Here is a 16395-nt window from a genome sequence, read left to right as displayed (position 1 = left end):
CCTGGAGCGCGGGTCTGGCTCGACCATGGCAGAAAGTGGCAGGTGTGCCAATTGACACGGCCGACACCGCGATTAGGCTGCCGGTGTGAATGGCGAGTCCACCCGCGGGGCAACCGCCCCGGGCACCGGCCGGGTGCCCCGGCAGAACGAGCGCGGCACCGGGCTGCGGGAACGCAAGAAGGCGCAGACCCGGCGCGAGCTGCGGGCCGGCGCCGCCCGGCTCTTCGCCGACCAGGGCTTCGCGGGCACCACCGTCGCGGACATCGCGGCCGCCGCGAACGTCTCCGAGCGGACCTTCTTCCGGTACTTCGACAGCAAGGAGGCGCTGCTGCTGCCGGACGGGGAGGAGCTGTTCGCCCGGATCGGGGCGGAGCTGGCCGCGCGCCCGCCGCGGGAGGAGCCGGTGGAGGCGGTGTGCGCGGCACTGCTGGCCGCCGCCGGTCCGCTCGCCGGCGGCAGTGCGGCCGCCGCCGCACCGGCTCCGCCCGTCCCGAAGGTGCCCGCCCAGCCCGTGCCGCGGTCCGGCCGGGCGGCCCCGGCCGCAGTGCCCTCAGCGCCCCCAGTGCCCGCGGCTTCGGCGGAGCCGGAGACAGCGGTGTCCGCGAGGGCGGGCGTGGCGGTGGACCGCCTGCTGCACGCCTTCGACGGTTTCGAGGAGCGGCTGACGGACCTGGTCGCCGCGCGGCTGCCGGAGCGGACACCCGACCGCGACCTGCACGCCGCGGTGCTCGCCTGCACGTGCCTGTCCACGGTGCGGGCGATCCTGCGCACCCGGTCCGCCCGGCGTGCGGCGGGTGCCGCCGTGGCGGAGCCGGCGGACATGCTTGCGGCCGCACTCGGGGTCCTGTCCGGGATCGGGAGCGGGGCCGGCGGCCGGTGAGCAACCCGTTGACGCGGCTGCGCCGCACTCCCCTGATCGTCGCCGTCGTGGTGACGGCCGCCGCCGTCCTGCTGGCGTGGGTGGGCGACGTGCTCCTGGAACGTACCGCCCGCCACCGGATCGCGAGCGCGGCCGCCTGCCGGCTGCGGCCGAGCGGGCCGGTGTCCGCGGACCTGACAGGCACGCTGCCAGGGCTGCGGCTGCTCACCGGCCGGGTCGGCACGGTCCGCATCGCCGCCGAGGACGTCCGGCGCGACGGCACCAGCCTGTCGGTCGCCGCCGAGCTGCACGGGGTGACCACGGGCGGTGCCATCGGCGGGGGCAGCGCGACCGCGACCCTCCCCTACGGCGAGCTGGACGGCAGGCTGGGCAGCGCCGCGGCGGGGCTGCGGCCCGGCGGCGACGGGCACGGCGGCCTGGTGCTGACCGGGACGCTCGCCGGCCTCCCGCTGCCGCTGACCGTGCACGCCCGGCTGAGCACGGACGCGGGCCGGGTGACGGTGACGCCCACCGGCGTCTCACTGTTCGGGCAGGACATTCCGGTGGCCTCCCTGAAGGCGGACCCGCGTACCGCGCCGCTGGCCGGAAAACTCGCCCCGCGTTCCGTGACGCTGCCTCAACTCCCGTCCGGGGTGAGCCTGGTGAGTGTCGTGACCGACCAGGACGGGCTGCGGATGAACCTGCGGCTCACCTCGCGGGCGACGTCGGGCGCATCTCATGGATGTGCCCGGTAACGACCTTGCCAGGTGTCTCGACCCGTGGATCAACCCTCCCTAGGATGAGGGCACTTCCGCAATCGCCGGACTACTCAGAGTCGAGACGTCAAGAGGGGCCCTATGGAACACGGGGACACACCGCTGACCGACAAGATCGACGTGACGGTGCCGAGTGTGGCCCGCATGTACGACTACCTCCTGGACGGAAAGGACAACTATCCGGCCGACCGCACCGCCACCGACCAGCTGCTGCTGCAGGTGCCGAGCATGAAGGTGCTCGCCCTGAACAACCGTCAGTTCCTGCGTCGTGTGGTCCGGGTGCTCGCCGAGGACTACGGCATCAGGCAGTTCGTCGACCACGGTTCCGGTCTGCCCACCGCGGACAACGTGCACGAGATCGTGCAGCGCATCGACCCTGACGCCCGTGTGGTGTACACCGACGTCGACCCGATCGTGCTCGCCCACGGGCGCGCGCTGCTGGAGCAGAACGACAACACGGCCGTCATCACCGCCGACTTCCGCGACACCGAGAGCATCTGGGAGAGCGACGAGGTCAAGCGGCTGATCAAGATGGACGAGCCGATCGCGGCGCTGTTCGTCTCAGTACTGCACTGCATCCCGGACAAGGACGACCCGGCCGGCGTCGTCGCCCGGGTCCGCGAGAAGCTGCCGCCGGGCAGCTTCCTGGTGGTGTGCCAGCTCGTCAGCGAGGACGAGGAGACCCGCCGCGGGGTCACCGAGTTCATGGACCTGTCGACCGGCGGCCACTGGGGCCGGGTCCGCGAACCGTCCGACGTCGCCCACTACCTGGAGGGCCTGGAGCTGCTGGAGCCGGGCCTGGTGGAGGTCTCCACCTGGCGGGCCGACAACGACCTGGCGCCCAAGCAGGCCAGCCACGAGTGGATCGAGTTCGGCGGCGTCGCCCGGATCTGACCTCCGGTCCGAGGCCGGGTGAGCGAGCCGTACACGAGACGAGGCCCCGCACCCTCCGGTGCGGGGCCTCGTCTCGTGTACGGCTCGCTCGGCGGGCCGGACGTTCCGGCTACGTGTAGTGCTCCAGTGCCGCTTCCAGCATCGCCCGGCTGGCGGCCGGGGTCGCGGCCAGCGCACTCAACTCGTCGAGTGCGGCACGGTACTTGTCGAGGTCCTCCAGGCGGTCCAGGTACACCGCGCTGGTCATGTGCTCCAGGTAGACGACGTCCGGCAGGAAGCCCTGCGCGAACCGCAGATAGGTCACCGCCGCACCGGGCGTGGCCGCGGCGCTGGCCTCGTAGGAGGCGATCTGCAGACGGATGCCGGGCTGGCGCAGCGCCTCCAGCAGATAGCTGAGCTGGTCGCGCATCACCTTGCGTCCGCCGACCGGGCGGTAGAGCACGCCCTCGTCGATCAGCGCCCACAGCACCGGGGCGCCGGGCTCCGACATCCGGCGCTGGCGCTCCAGCCGCAGGTCGACGCGCTTGCGGACCTCCTCGGGCGGAGCGAGCCGGTGGCCGCTGACCACGACGGCCTCGGCGTAGGCCGGCGTCTGCAGCAGACCCGGCACGAACTGCGTCTCGTAGGTACGGATGATGTGGGCGTCACGTTCCAGACCGATGAGCTGCTGGAGCCAGTCGGGGACGACCTCCCCGTACGGCTGCCACCAGTCGGGCTGGGCGGAGCGCTGCACCAGCCGGGTGATCTCGGCCCGTTCGTCGGCACTCACCCCGTACAGGGCGAGAAGATCGTCGACGTCACGGATCTTCAGCGACACGTGGGCGGTCTCCATGCGGCTGATCTTGGAGGCGTGCGCCCTGATGTGGTGCCCGGCGGCGGCCGGGCTCATGCCCCGGCTCTCGCGCAGGGCACGCAGGTAGTTCCCGAGCACGCGCGCCATGGCCTTGGCACCCATGTCGGGGCGGCGTTCAAGGAGTTGTATCGGCGAGACGGGCTGCGGCACTGCGGGCATGCGGGCTCCCAACGAATACTGGACAGGCCAGTATTGCACCCGGGAGCCCGCTTTCGCCGCCTAACGGCGGTGTCGATCAAGCCACTTCAGGTGGTGAAGGTGTCGAAGTCACCGTCCTTGGCCCCTTCGACGAACGCGGTGATCTCCGCACGCGTGTAGACGAGGGCGGGACCGTCGGGATGGCGCGAGTTGCGCATCGCGACGCTGCCGTCGGGCAGTTCGGCCACCTCGACGCAATTGCCGCTCTGGTTGCTGCGCCCGCTCTTGATCCAGCGGGCTCCGGCCAGCGAACTGGCCTGAACGCCGTTGTCGAACTGCTGCACCTGGCATCACTCCTTCGTGGGTTAGCCACCCCGCGGGTCTGCTCACGCATCACCCACCACGATAGGTACATGCGTACCCGCCGCGCACTTGCGGATGCAATTCCGGATGCAATTGCATCAGATCCTGGGACGCAGCGGTACTGTGAGTGCCACAGTGATCTCGTTGTGTGCTCGAACTCTGCGTTCCGAGGGGTGAAACCGCATGACCGCCCAGTCCTCCGGCACCGAGAGCGGCCCTCCGGGCGGGCATCAACGGGCGGTGAGGGACCGGGAGCCGGGCCCGCTCGACGCGTTCCTGCACACCGAGCCGCGCGTGTGGGGCGGTGCCCCCGGCACCGGTGAACACGGCTTCGCGGCACTGCGATTCGACGCGACCCCGGGCAGCGTCACCCGCACCCGCAGCTTCCTGCGCAGCACCCTGACGGGGTGGCAGCTGCCGGAGCTGGTCGACGACGCGACCACCATCGCGGCCGAACTCGTCGCGAACGCGGTCACCCACGCGCTCGGCCCCGGGGCCGCCGGGCCGCTGCCGCCCCGCCCCTCCGCGTGGATCGCGCTGGTCCGCACCGACCGGGCGGTGGTCTGCGCGGTGGCCGACCCGAGCCCCGCGCTGCCGGCGATGGCCGACCCCGAGCCGTTCGCCGAGTCCGGCCGCGGACTGCGCATCGTGGCCGAACTCAGCGAGACCTGGGGGCACTCCCAGCCGGAGGCCGCGGGCAAGACCGTGTGGGCCCGGCTCGCCAGCCCGGAGGGCTGACGCTCGAGCTTACGCAGTGGCCGGCCGAGGAAGGAGGCCGTCCGCGGAGGTGGGGCACCTCCCGGCCGAAGGCTCGGGGCGAGGAGGAAGACCGACCGGCCGGCCGACCGAATCCGCCGCCGATCAGGACGCCCGGCGCACCTCGAACAGCAGCGCCTGCTCGGGGTTGAGCTGGGGCAGCGGCAGTCCGGCCTCGGCCAGCACCGCGCCCGGCAGCGCCACCCAGCCCTCCAGCGCCCGGGTCAGCCACGCCGGGCCGCCCGTCTGGTGCAGCGAGGGCAGGCCCAGGTCGGTGCGGACCCGCACCTCGTACCGCGCGTCGGCGGCCAGCCCCGGCAGCCGCACCCGGCCGGACTGGGCGGCGCGCGAAGTGGCCAGCCGCGCCCAGCAGTAGACCGCCGCGGAACCGTCCTGCGCCACCACGCCGTGCAGCAGCGTCGCCTCGTCCTCCAGGTCGGCCCGGACCGTCACTCCGCCGTGCAGCAGGGGACGCAGCTCCCGGTGGAGCGCGGTCCACGCGGTGATCCGCGCCAGCTCCTCGTCGTCGCACGCCGTGATGTCCTGCTCGATGCCCGCGTGGCCGAACAGGGCCGTGGCCAGCCGGAAGGTGTCGGAGCTGACCCGCGCGGTGGTGTGGCTCGGCGCGGGCCCGAAGTGGGCGCCGACCAGCTCGGGCGGCAGCAGCTGCCCGGTCCAGCGCTGGATGGACTGGCGCTCCAGCGGGTCGTTGCAGTCCGAGGCCCAGACCCGGTCGGTCCTGGACAGGATGCCGAGGTCGATCCGGCCGCCGCCGCTGGCGCAGCTCTCGATCTCCAAACCCGGGTGACGCTCCTTCAGGGCGTCGATCAGCCGGTACAGCGCCACCACCTGGGCGTGCGAGGCGGGCCGGTCGCCGGGGCCGTGCACGGCCTCGTCCAGCTCCCGGTTGTGGTCCCACTTCAGGTAGGCGATGCCGTAGGTGCCGACGAGTCCGTCGAGGCACTGCAGCAGGTACGTCCAGGCGTCCGGGTTCGCCAGGTCCAGTACGTGCTGGTGGCGGGCCGAGGGGCCGGGGCCCGCGGCGGGGCCGAGCACCCAGTCGGGGTGCTCGCGGGCCAGGTCCGAGTCGAGGTTGACCATCTCCGGCTCGACCCAGAGGCCGAACTCCATGCCGAGGGCCCGCACGTGGTCGGCGAGCGGGGTCAGCCCGTCCGGCCACACCGTGGGGTCGACGCTCCAGTCGCCGAGCCCGGCCCGGTCGGAGCGGCGGCCGGAGAACCAGCCGTCGTCGAGGACGAAGCGCTCCACGCCGACCTGGGCGGCCCGGTCGGCCAGCCGCAGCAGCCGGTCCAGGTCGTGGTCGAAGTAGACGGCCTCCCAGCTGTTGAGGATGACCGGGCGCGGGGTCCGGGGGTGCGTCGCGCGGCCGCGCAGCAGGGTGTGGAAGCGGGCGGCGAGCCCGTCCAGGCCGTCGCGTGACCAGGCGAAGTGGCACACGGGCGCGTCGTAGGTGTCGCCGGGCGCGAGCCGGATCTCGCCGGCCCGCAGGAGCTCGCCGCCGCCCAGCACCGCCGCGTGGGCGCCGGCGCCCTCGGGCAGCTGCTCCACCAGGTAGCGCTGGTCGCCGCTCCACGCGACGTGCACGGCCCACACCTCGCCGTGGCGGAAGCCGAAGCCGGGCTCGCCGACGGTGACCAGGTAGGGGCTGTCCAGGCCGGGCTTGCCGCGGCGGACCTCGCGAGCGTACGTGCCGTGCCCGAGCCGGCGGCGCTGCGGCGACCGCTCGCGGCTCCACTTGCCGGTGAAGTCCAGGATCTCGCCGGCCCGGCGGGGCAGCGGCAGCAGCGTGGTGACCTGGGAGAGGTCGTAGGGCTCGGGGGCGGCGTCCGGCGTCGCGCGGCGGGTCACCGAGGAGGCGACGGCCAGCACGCCGGAGGGGTCGAGGGTGTAGGTGAGGGTGATGTCGAGGCCGGCCGCGGGTTCGTCGAGCCGGAGCACCAGTTCGCCGCCGCCGTCAGGGTCCTCACGGCACTCGGCGTCCGTGAGGGCCGGGCGCGGCGCGCCCGCCGTGCCGGCGAGGTGGCCGTGGTGGCCGGGGGTCCCGTGCCAGCCCTCGGCCTCGGTGGGCCACACGGTGAAGCGGCGCGGGATGTCCAGGGCGTTGTTGAGGATCGCGGCGTCCGCGGTCAGGACGAGCGCCTCGCCGTCGGCGGCGGTCAGCTCGCCGAGGTCGGCGCCCCAGTGCAGGACTCTGGGCACCGGCTCGCTGAGTTCCACGACGAGGCAGGTGCCTGCCGCGCGCAGGGAGACGATCCGCGCGGGAGTGCTGGGCATACAGAGTCCTTTCCGTTCGTCGGGACGGCGGACGGGCCCCGCCCGGGGGCCCGTCCGCCGTCCCGACACCAGTTGCTTGCGGGGTTCAGCTCTTCGCGAGCAGCGACTTGGTCGTGTTCTGCATGTCGGCGAAGACGCTGTCGTTCTTCTGGCCGGCGAAGTATGCCTCGAACAGGGGCTCGATCGCGTCCTGGATGGCGGCGCCGTTGCCGTACACCGGTGACGGGTAGAGGACCTTGTCCTTCAGCATGTCGGTGAAGACCGACAGGTCGATGCCCTGCGACTTCAGGGCCTGCGCGGAGGCGTCCATGGAGGCGGGGATGGACGGGAAGAAGGTGCCGGTGGTGGAGGCCTTGGACTGGCAGGCCTCGGAGCCCATGTAGGAGACCCACTTCCAGGCCAGGTCCGGGTTCTTGGTGCCGGCCCAGATGTTGTTGCCGTTGGAGTTGCTCAGCACCGAGCGGTTGCCGTCGGGACCCTTGACCGTGGGGGCGATGCCCACCTTGAGGTTGGGGATCTTGGCGAACGTCGAAGCCTCCCACGAACCACCGGTCTCCAGCGCCACCTTGCCCGACGACAGCAGGTCCACGTCGCTGACGCTGGTGGTGAACTGCCCGATCTTCGGAGCGTAGCCCTTGTTCTCCAGCGAACGCACCCAGTCCATGGTCTTCACGAACCGCGGGTCGTCGTAGTTGAAGACGGTCGGCCAGTTGGACCTGTCGCCGAGCCGCCAGCCGGTGGTGGAGACGAAGGAGCTCCAGGTGGTCTGGCCGATGAAGTCCTTGGCCGCGATCTCGCCGAACCCGTAGGTCTTCACGTGGTTCTTGTCGAACCCGGCCTGGTCGCCCCGGCGTCCCTTGTCGTCCAGGGTGAGGTGGGCGATCATCTTGCCGAAGGTGCCGCCGTCGTCGGGGTTCCAGGTCAGGTTGTCGACGTCGTTGGCGGTGTAACCGGCCTTGGCCAGCATGTCGCTGTTGTAGTAGGTGCCGGTGGCGGCCCAGTCGAGCGGCAGGGCGTACTGCTTGCCGTCGGTGAACTTCCAGGCGTCGACGCCCACCGAGAAGCGCGACAGGTCGAACTTGTCCTTGCCGATGTAGCTGTCGAGCGGCAGGAGCTGGTGCTGCGAGGCGTAGGCCTGGAAGAACTGCACGCTGTTCTGGAAGGCGTCGGGCGCGTTGCCGGCCACGAAGCCGGCGGTGAGCTTGGTGAAGTAGTCGGCGACGTTGTACTGCGAGATCTTCACCGTCACACCGGGGTTGGCCTTCTCGAAGTCGGTCGCGCACACCTGGTAGGCGGCGGCCTGCTTGTCGTCCCACGTCCACCAGTTGACCGTCTTGGAGCCGGAGCCGCCGCCGGAGCCGGAGGAGCAGGCGGAGACCACCGCGGCCAGTGTGAGCGTGGCACCCAGCGCGACGACCTTGCGAACTCTCATGATTCCTTCTTTCGGGGTGTGCCTGCAGGGGTGCGCCCTGCGTCTCGGGTCATGCGTGGGACGACGTCTTGAGGAGCGCCCCGAAGGCGCTCAGGGCGATCGCGAGGTCCTCGGAGCCGCCGGCGTCGTGGCCGTTGAACTCCCACACCCGCATCTGCCGGGGCCCGGCGTAGGCGTGGTAGGCCGCGAGCGCGGTGGACGGCGGGCAGACCTCGTCGCGCAGCCCGGCCGAGAACCAGGCCGGGGCGGTGGCGCGCCGGGCGAAGGCGAGCCCGTCGAAGTAGCCGAGGGTCGCGAAGGTCTGCTCCACCAGGTCGCGGCGGGCCGCGAGATAACCGATGAGCTCGGCGTACGGCGCCTCGCCGGTGAGCCGGGTGGCGTGCCGGATGTCGCACAGGAACGGCGACTGGACGTGCAGCGCCCGCAGGCCGGGGACCAGCCCGGCGACGGCGAGCGCGATGCCGCCGCCCTGGCTGGCGCCGGTCACCGCGATCCGCTCGGGGTCGGCCAGCGGGCAGGCGCGGACCGCCTCGACCGCGCGCACGGCGTCGGTGAACACCCGCCGGTAGACGTAGGTGTCCCGGTCCTCGATGCCGCGGGTGAGGAACCCGGGGTGCGACGGGCCGCTGCCGACCGGGTCGCCCGTCGCGCCGCCGCCGGCCCACGCGCCGCCCTGGCCGCGGGTGTCGACGAGCAGGTGCGCGTACCCGGCGGACGCCCACAGCAGGTCGTCGACGGGGGCGCCGCGCCCGCTGCCGTAGCCGTGGAACTGCACCACTGCCGGCAGCGGCCCGCTGCGCTCGCGGGGCAGCCGCAGCCAGGCGCGTACCGGGTGCCCGTCGAAGCCGGGGAAGACGGCGTCGTGGACCTCCACGGTCTCCAGGCCGGTCTCCACCGGTTCGAGCCGGAGACGGGCCGGCCGGGCGCGGGCCTCGTCGAGGGTGGTCTTCCAGAAGGCGTCGAAGTCCGCCGGCTCCCGGTAGGCGCTGCGGTACGCCCACAGGTCGGGCAGGTCGCGTTCGGTCAGCATGCGCCGGCCTCCTGCCCCGCGCGGACCGGACGCAGCCGGCCGTCGAGGACGAACGCGGTGCCGGGCTCGACGGTGACCTCGGCGGTGCGGTCGCCGCAGCGGACGCGCACCGGCTCGGCGGGGTCGCCGGCGATCCGGCGCAGGGTGACGCCGGTGAGGACGCCGGCGTCCCAGGCCAGGTCCACGGAGAGTCCGCCGCGGCAGCGCAGGTCGCGGGCGTCTCCCTCGGACCACTGCGCGGGCAGCGCGGGCAGCAGATGGACGGTGCCGGTGTGGCTCTGCAGGACCATCTCGGTGATCGCGGCCATGAAGCCGTAGCTGCCGTCGATCTGGAACGGCGGGTGGGTGGAGAACAGGTTGGGCAGCAGTCCGCCCCACCGGGAGCCGTCGACGGGGGCGTCGGTGCCGGCGTCCCCGTCCAGCGGGCGGGCGGCCTCCAGCAGCAGTTCGCGGGCGCCCACCGCGTCGCGGAGCCAGGCGCGCTGACTCATCTTCCAGGCCCAGGACCAGCCCATGGCGCCCGGCCCGCGGCGGTCCAGCAGCCGCCGGGCGGCCAGGGCGAACTCGGGCGCGGTGTCCGGGTCCACCAGGCCGAGCGGGTGGAGGCCGACCAGCGGGGAGAGATGACGGTGCGCGGGGTCCTGCTCCGGCAGGTCGTCGGCCCACTCCTGGAGCAGTCCGACCGGGGAGATCCGCGGCAGCGGCAGCCGGGGCAGCGCGGCCTGGATCTCGTCGGTCAGCGGGTCCTGGAGTCCGAGCAGGGCGGCCGCGCGCAGGGTGCGCTCGAAGGCCGCGCGGATCAGCCAGAGGTCCATGGCCGAGGAGTGGGTCAGTGACTCGGGCCTGCCCTGTTCGGACAGGAAGAGGTTCTCCGGGGAGGTGGACGGCAGGGTCCGCAGGTACCCGTGGCCGTCCGAACCCTCGTCGGAGCCGCCGACGTCGCTGCTGCTGCCGCCGCCGTCGTCGGAGCCGCCGCCCGGGCGGTCCTCGTCGACCAGCCAGTCGAGCAGGAAGGCCGAGCAGCCGCGGAGCAGCGGCCAGGCCCGCTCGCGCAGGAACGCGGTGTCGCGGGTGAAGTCGTAGTGGTCCCACAGGTGCTGGGACAGCCAGGCGCCGCCCATCATCCAGATCGCCCAGGACGGGTTGCCGTGGCCCATGCCGACCGGCAGCGCCCAGCCCCACATGTCGGTGTTGTGGTGCGCGACCCAGCCGCGCGCCCCGTACAGTTCCCGCGCCACGTCGGTGCCGTGGGCGGCCACCCGGTCCAGCAGGTCGAACAGCGGCTCGTGGCAGGCCGGGAGGCCGGCCGCCTCGGCGCCCCAGTAGTTCATCTGGGTGTTGATGTTGACCGTGTAGTTGGAGGACCAGGCGGGCCGCAGGTCGGCGTTCCAGATGCCCTGGAGGTTGGCGGGCGGTCCGGTGCGCGGGCGGGAGGCGGCGGCGAGCAGATACCGGCCGAACTGGAAGAGCACGGTGGCGGTGAGCAGTTCGTCGCGGCCGCTGAGGATGTCGGCGGACACGTCGTACGTTCCGGACCGGCGGGGGCCGACGCGCAGGGCGCTGCCGCCGAGCAGCCCCCGCAGGTCGCCCTCGTGCTGTGCGAGCAGCGCTTCGGCACCGAGCGCGGCGGCGCGGCCCGCGGCGCCGGCCGCGGCGTCCAGGTGCACCTCACGGCTGCCGGGGCCGGGCCGGCCGCTCCAGTGGGCGTGGGCGCGGGTCGAGGAGGCGACGGTGACCAGCAGCCGGGTCGCGCCGGTGATCCGCAGGCTGCCGTCGGTGATGGCCACGGTGACCTCGCCATCGGTGGCCAGCCGGACGGCGAGCGCGCCGAACGGGTCGTAGCCGCCGACGGGTCCCGTGGCGTAGCGCAGGGGTTCGGCGACGGCGGGCTCGTGCGCGGGGGCGCCGTCCACCGGGATCTCGACGCCGAGGGTGATGCCGCGCTGGTCGGCGGCGCGCTGCACCTCCCGCAGCGGGGTGGTGAGTTCCAGCCGAAGGCCCACGGTCCCGCCGACCGCGGTGAGGTCGGTGCACAGCGTGCCCGAGACGGCGTCGGCCCAGGTGCGGCGGCTCACCGCGGTCCCGCCGAGGGTGAACTCCTCGGCGGCGACACCGCTGTCCAGGTTGAGGGTCCGGCCGTGGTGAACCGCGCGTTCGCCGCCGTCCACGGTCAGCCACAGGTCGGCGTAGGGCAGGTACTCCTGGCTGTAGGGGCCCTCGAACGTCATCAGCAGCGACTCTGCGGTGCGGCGGTCGCCGTCCCGCAGGGCCGCCCGCACCTCGGCCAGCCGCCGGGGTCCCGCCCCGCCCGCCACGACGTCGGCCAGGGCGGCGGCGGGACCGTCCGGTGTTCCCGACCAGACGGTGGAGTCGTTGATCTGGATGCGGCCGCGGTGGGCGCCGCCGAAGACCATGGCGCCCAGCCGGCCGTTGCCGACGGGCGCGGCCTCGTGCCAGTCGGCGGCCGGCGCCGGCCACGACAGCAGCAGGTCGGCGGGGTCAGGGGTGGTGTGCACGTACGGGTTCCCGTCGTTCGAGGGGCGGCCGGCCCGCGGCGTGGGCGTGCCGCGGGCGGGCCGGGGAGCGGCAGGACCGGCTACTTGATGCCGGAGAAGCCGATGGAGTTCACGACGCGCTTGCCGAAGGCGATGAAGAGCAGCAGCATCGGCAGCGCCGCGATGAGGGCGGCGGCCATCAGGCCGGCCCAGTCGGGAGCGGCCTGCGGCGAGGACTGCTTGAACACGCCGAGGGCGAGCGTCAGCGGTTCGGTGCCGGAGGAGTTGGTGACCAGCAGCGGCCACATGTAGTCGTTCCAGGCGTTGACGAACATCAGCAGCGAGACGGTCGCCAGCGGTGCGGCCGACATCGGCAGGATGACCCGCACGAAGATCCGCAGCGGCCCGGCGCCGTCGATGATCGCCGCCTCCTCGATCTCGCTGCTCAGGCTCAGCATGAACTGCCGCAGGAAGAACAGCGTGAAGGCCTGGAAGAGACCGCCCGGCAGGATCAGCCCGGCGAACGTGTTGTTCAGGCCGGCGTCCTTGATGAACACGAAGTTCGGCAGCAGCGTGAAGACGCCGGGCACCATCAGGGCGCTGATCAGCACGCCGAACACCAGGTTGCGCCCGCGCCAGTGCAGGCGGGAGAAGGCGTACGCGGCGGCGGCGGAGAACACCACGATCAGGACGGTCTGCACCGAGGCGTAGATCAGCGAGTTGCGCAGGTAGAGCGGGATGTCGAGGGAGGCGCCGGAGCCGCCCTGGGCCTGCGCCTGCGCGGTGGTCGCGATGCCCAGGGCGCGTTCGAAGGCGCCCCAGGTGAAGCCGACCGGCAGCGGCGAGGACGGGTCGGTGGCCAGCTTGTAGTTGTTGGACAGCGCGGTGCGCAGGATCCAGTAGAACGGGAAGAGCGTGACCAGGACGACCACGCCCAGGTACGTCCACGCCGCGATCCGTCCGGCGGACAGCCGCCGCGGGCCGCGCGCGGCGTTGCGGGGACGCCCCGCGGTGGCGGTGCCGGGTGCGAGGGTGACAGCCACGGGGGCCTCCTTCAGTTCAGGTCGGACTCGTTGGCGCGGGCGAGCCGCAGCTGGGTGAAGGTGACCGCGATGAGCAGCGTGAACAGGGCGAGCGACATGGTCGCGGCGTAGCCGAAGTCGAACTGCCGGAAGGCTTTGCGGTAGATGTACATCTGCAGCACGTTCGAGGCGTTGGCCGGGCCGCCCTCGGTGGTGACCTGCACGATGTCGAAGACCTGGAAGGCGTTGATCACCGTCAGGACGACGACCATCGCCAGGATCGGCCGCAGCAGCGGAACGGTCAGCCGGCGGAACATCTGGACCTCGCTCGCCCCGTCGACCCGCCCGGCCTCGTAGATGGTCGGCGGGATGGTCTGCAGGCCGGCGAAGATCAGCAGGGCGTAGTAGCCCATCCACTTCCACACGCTGATCGCCGCGAGCGAGGGGATCGCCCATCCCCCGCTGCCGAAGAACATGATCGAGTGGCCGGTCAGGTGCTTCAGCGCGATGTCGATGATGCCGAGTTGGGGGTCGAGCATCCACTGCCAGACCAGCGCCGCGATGACGTTGGAGATCAGGAACGGCAGCAGGACCACGCCGCGCAGCACCGTGGAGCGGGTCGTCCGGTGCAGCACCACCGCCGTCACCAGGGAGACCAGCGTGCCGAAGGCGACGGACAGCACCACGAAGTAGGCGGTCACCCACAGCGAGTGCCAGAAGACCCCGTCGTGGACCAGTTCCCGGAAGTTGGCCAGGCCCGTCCAGGTGGGCGGGGTGAGCACGTGGAAGTCGGTGAAGCTCAGATAGACGCCGCGGAACGTCGGGTACGCGTAGAAGATCGCGAAGCCGGCGACGGCGGGGAGGATGAGCAGCAGGGCGAACGGCAGGTCCAGGCGGCGGGCCGCCCGGGACCGGGTGGGCAGGGCGCGCCCGCTCCTGCGGGCGGTGCGCCGGCCGGCGGAGCGCTGGGAAGGGGCGGCCGTGGCGGCCACCGCGCCGGCGGCGCCGGACGACGGTGTCACCGGCGTCGTGTGGTTGTCCTGCGAGGTGACCACCACGGCACTCTCCTTTGCGTTGGGTGGTACGGGATCCGGGCTCGCGGGGGATCCGGGAGGTGCCCGGGTCGGCACGGGCGGGGATCACGAGCGCGGACCGGGCCGCGGACAAGGTGCGGCCCGGTCCGCGGGTCAGACGGTGATCCGGTCGATGTCGGACACGTAGTCCGACGGGTTGCCGAACGCGATGCTGTTGGCCCCGGCCTTGAGCGGGACCGGCACGATCAGCGACTGCGGTGTCCCCCAGTCGTTGTCGTTGCTGCCGGGCAGCGGCACCTGGATCGCGGTGCCGTTGACGGTGACGACCACGGTGCGGCCGGAGGAGCCGTCCACGTAGTCCAGCTTCATCAGGTAGGTGCCGTCCTTCGGCGCGCTGACGCCGTTGACGGTCACCGAGGAGCTGCCGCCGAGGTTGCCGACCTTCTTGCCCCCCGAGCAGGCAGAGCAGTCGTTGACGCTGGCACTGCCGGCCAGGGTGTTGCCCGGGGCCTCGGCCTCGTAGGCGGTGGGACCGCCGGCGGCCGGGGTGGTCACCGCAACGGCCTTGCTGGGCGCGGACGTCCGGCCCTTGGCGTCGTGGGCGACGACGGTGAGGGAGTAGCCGGTGGCCGGGGAGAGCCCGGTCACGGTCACCGCGCTGCCGGTGGTGCCCGCGACGCGGGTGCCGTTGGCGTAGACGTCGTAACCGGTGGTGGCCGTACCGGAGTTCACCGGCAACCAGGACAGCGAGACGCTGCCCGCGGTGTCGCCGGTGGCGTGCACGTTCAGCGGAACGCCCGGGCCGCTCGTCTTGTTGGGGGTGATCCGCAGGAGCTGGGAGCCGTGCGGCGCGAGGCTGGCGCCGAAGCTGCCGCTGACCGAGCCGAGGCTCTTGTGGGTCCACAGGTCGCGCACCGACGCCTTGCCGGTGATGCCCAGGTCGGAGAAGTCCGCGGTGACGTCGTTGTAGCCCGCGCCCATGTTGAACAGCGCGACGGTGTAACTGCCGTCGGTGTTGCGGGCGTACCAGACCTGCTGGTCGGTGGCCTGGCTGACCGGGCGCGCCGGGTTGCCGGCCTGGTCGACGGCGATGACCTCGTCGTTGGTGAGCAGCGACAGGCCGTACTTGTCCAGCTTGGTCAGGTCGTCACCGGCGTACAGCGGCGCGGCCTCGATCGCCCAGAACGTGGCGTAGCTCTGGCGCTCGGCGTCGGTCAGGCCGTCCATCGGGCCGACGCCGACGTCCAGCGAGTCGAGGTTGTTCCAGTGGCCGGGGCCGGCGTCGTCGATCCACGGAACGACGTCGTTCCAGCGCTCCTTGACCGAGTTGTTCCAGGTCGCCAGCGTGCTGCAGTAGCACTCGACGTCGGTGTCGACGCGCCAGCCGTTGGAGTTGGCCTTCCAGACGTCGGCCTTGTTGTGGCTGAGCGACCAGGACAGCACGAACTGGATCGGGCGGCCGGTGTTCTGCAGCGCGGTGTGCCAGGTCTTGATGTCCTGGGTGTTGTCGTGCGCCGCGTCACCCTGGTTGGAGCCCGGGCCGACACCGTCGATCTTGAGGAAGTCCACACCCCAGGAGGCGAGTTCGTCCGCCTCGGACTGGATGTACTTGGTGGTGCACGGGCTGGCGAAGTCCAGCTGGTAGGAGACGTCGTCCCAGCCGCTGGTCTTGCGCAGGTCGGGGTAGACGATGTCCTTGGTGGTGCAGCCCGGGGCGTTCCAGATCGGCGTCCTGCCGTCGTTGTAGTAGTCCTGGTAGAGGCCGACGGCCAGGTAGACGCCGAACTTCAGCCCCTTGGCGTGCAGTTGGTCGCCCAGGTACTTCATGCCGTGCGGGAACTTCTTGAGGTCCGCGGTCGGCCGGGCGTAGGCGTCGGACACGTTGTGGCCGTTGTCGACGTTCCAGCCGGCGTCGACGTTGACGTAGTCGTAGCCGTGGGACTTCAGCTTCGACGCGACCACGTCCGCCTGCTGGAGCACGTGGTCCTCGGTGAGCCAGTTCTCGCCGCCGTAGCCGGGGAAGTTGGTCGACTCCAGACTCCAACTGCTCCAGCCCATGTACGGCTTGTCGGCCAGGGCGGGGGCCGCCTGCGAAGGCGCGGACGCCGTGGGCGTCTTCGCCGCCGGAGCGGCCGACGCCGCCGCGGCGGGCACGGCGAGCGCGGCCGCGAGCGCCGTCACGGCGAGGACGGGCACCGCGCGGGCGCCACGCCCACCGGACAGCGGGTTTCTGCGTCGTACGGATCCTGCGGGTCGTGCCGGACGAGCCATGGGTGTTCTCCATCTCGGCGCGGAGCAGTGCGGCCGGACCTGTCGGGCCCGGCGGCGTCCGCGCACGGTCAGCCGCCTGAGGAATGAAGAGGGCTCCCTCGGTGGTGGTCGTCCCGGAGCACCACCGAGGGGAGGTCACCGCGGCCGGCGGGAGGGTCCGGCCGGGTCCCACAGGGG

Annotated in this window: 13 protein-coding genes; 4 read left to right on the top strand and 9 right to left on the bottom strand. The window is 72.3% G+C overall.

Annotated features, from left to right (window positions below; all coding sequences use genetic code 11):
- Positions 1 to 85: 85 nt before the first annotated feature.
- From K7862_RS15400 to K7862_RS15390, 3 genes are all read left to right on the top strand, one after another.
- Positions 86 to 880, top strand: coding sequence for a TetR/AcrR family transcriptional regulator (locus tag K7862_RS15400; RefSeq protein ID WP_308012003.1), 795 nt, complete (start codon positions 86 to 88; stop codon positions 878 to 880).
- A complete protein-coding gene (locus K7862_RS15395; RefSeq protein WP_222963153.1) occupies positions 877 to 1614 on the top strand; it encodes an LmeA family phospholipid-binding protein in 738 nt (245 codons plus the stop codon). Before K7862_RS15400 ends, K7862_RS15395 begins: the two co-directional genes overlap by 4 nt.
- A gap of 102 nt (positions 1615 to 1716) precedes the next feature.
- Positions 1717 to 2529 carry an SAM-dependent methyltransferase gene (locus tag K7862_RS15390; protein WP_222963152.1) on the top strand — a complete coding sequence of 271 codons (813 nt, stop codon included), beginning with the start codon at positions 1717 to 1719 and terminating at the stop codon, positions 2527 to 2529.
- A gap of 109 nt (positions 2530 to 2638) precedes the next feature.
- Here K7862_RS15390 and K7862_RS15385 read toward each other — a convergent pair whose 3' ends face one another.
- Positions 2639 to 3541 carry a helix-turn-helix domain-containing protein gene (locus K7862_RS15385; protein WP_222963151.1) on the bottom strand — a complete coding sequence of 301 codons (903 nt, stop codon included), beginning with the start codon at positions 3539 to 3541 and terminating at the stop codon, positions 2639 to 2641.
- Between the two features lie 86 nt (positions 3542 to 3627).
- Positions 3628 to 3864 (bottom strand): DUF397 domain-containing protein, encoded by a 237-nt coding sequence (locus K7862_RS15380; RefSeq protein WP_222963150.1) that lies wholly within the window; start codon positions 3862 to 3864, stop codon positions 3628 to 3630.
- A 202-nt stretch (positions 3865 to 4066) separates the two neighbouring features.
- Between K7862_RS15380 and K7862_RS15375 the strand changes: the two genes are divergently transcribed.
- Positions 4067 to 4621 carry an ATP-binding protein gene (locus K7862_RS15375; RefSeq protein WP_222963149.1) on the top strand — a complete coding sequence of 185 codons (555 nt, stop codon included), beginning with the start codon at positions 4067 to 4069 and terminating at the stop codon, positions 4619 to 4621.
- A 123-nt stretch (positions 4622 to 4744) separates the two neighbouring features.
- Here K7862_RS15375 and K7862_RS15370 read toward each other — a convergent pair whose 3' ends face one another.
- The 7 genes from K7862_RS15370 to K7862_RS15340 form a co-directional block, all read right to left on the bottom strand.
- Entirely contained in the window at positions 4745 to 6934 is a 2190-nt protein-coding gene (locus K7862_RS15370; RefSeq protein ID WP_222963148.1) for an alpha-galactosidase, read from the bottom strand.
- Between the two features lie 85 nt (positions 6935 to 7019).
- Entirely contained in the window at positions 7020 to 8366 is a 1347-nt protein-coding gene (locus K7862_RS15365; RefSeq protein WP_222963147.1) for an ABC transporter substrate-binding protein, read from the bottom strand.
- A gap of 49 nt (positions 8367 to 8415) precedes the next feature.
- Positions 8416 to 9396 (bottom strand): acetylxylan esterase, encoded by a 981-nt coding sequence (locus tag K7862_RS15360; protein ID WP_222963146.1) that lies wholly within the window; start codon positions 9394 to 9396, stop codon positions 8416 to 8418.
- Positions 9390 to 11912 carry a glycosyl hydrolase family 95 catalytic domain-containing protein gene (locus tag K7862_RS15355; RefSeq protein ID WP_222963145.1) on the bottom strand — a complete coding sequence of 841 codons (2523 nt, stop codon included), beginning with the start codon at positions 11910 to 11912 and terminating at the stop codon, positions 9390 to 9392. Before K7862_RS15355 ends, K7862_RS15360 begins: the two co-directional genes overlap by 7 nt.
- Before the next feature lie 80 nt (positions 11913 to 11992).
- Entirely contained in the window at positions 11993 to 12934 is a 942-nt protein-coding gene (locus tag K7862_RS15350; protein ID WP_222963144.1) for a carbohydrate ABC transporter permease, read from the bottom strand.
- A gap of 11 nt (positions 12935 to 12945) precedes the next feature.
- Positions 12946 to 13971 (bottom strand): carbohydrate ABC transporter permease, encoded by a 1026-nt coding sequence (locus K7862_RS38235; RefSeq protein ID WP_222963143.1) that lies wholly within the window; start codon positions 13969 to 13971, stop codon positions 12946 to 12948.
- A 129-nt stretch (positions 13972 to 14100) separates the two neighbouring features.
- Complete coding sequence (locus K7862_RS15340) at positions 14101 to 16218, bottom strand: fibronectin type III domain-containing protein (protein WP_222963142.1); 2118 nt, start codon at positions 16216 to 16218, stop codon at positions 14101 to 14103.
- Positions 16219 to 16395: the final 177 nt, after the last annotated feature.

It is taken from the genome of Actinacidiphila acidipaludis, from assembly GCF_019890725.1.
Lineage (GTDB): Bacteria > Actinomycetota > Actinomycetes > Streptomycetales > Streptomycetaceae > Actinacidiphila > Actinacidiphila acidipaludis.
The sequence above is the reverse complement of the archived record's forward strand: the minus strand, read 5'-3'. Positions and strand labels throughout refer to the sequence as shown.

Excerpts from the sequence above, each read along its gene's own strand:
- K7862_RS15390 (WP_222963152.1), top strand. The coding sequence starts at position 1,717 with ATGGAACACGGGGACACACCGCTGACCGACAAGATCGACGTGACGGTG.
- K7862_RS15385 (WP_222963151.1), bottom strand. The coding sequence starts at position 3,541 with ATGCCCGCAGTGCCGCAGCCCGTCTCGCCGATACAACTCCTTGAACGC.
- K7862_RS15375 (WP_222963149.1), top strand. The coding sequence starts at position 4,067 with ATGACCGCCCAGTCCTCCGGCACCGAGAGCGGCCCTCCGGGCGGGCAT.
- K7862_RS15370 (WP_222963148.1), bottom strand. The coding sequence starts at position 6,934 with ATGCCCAGCACTCCCGCGCGGATCGTCTCCCTGCGCGCGGCAGGCACC.
- K7862_RS15365 (WP_222963147.1), bottom strand. The coding sequence starts at position 8,366 with ATGAGAGTTCGCAAGGTCGTCGCGCTGGGTGCCACGCTCACACTGGCC.
- K7862_RS15360 (WP_222963146.1), bottom strand. The coding sequence starts at position 9,396 with ATGCTGACCGAACGCGACCTGCCCGACCTGTGGGCGTACCGCAGCGCC.
- K7862_RS15340 (WP_222963142.1), bottom strand. The coding sequence starts at position 16,218 with ATGGCTCGTCCGGCACGACCCGCAGGATCCGTACGACGCAGAAACCCG.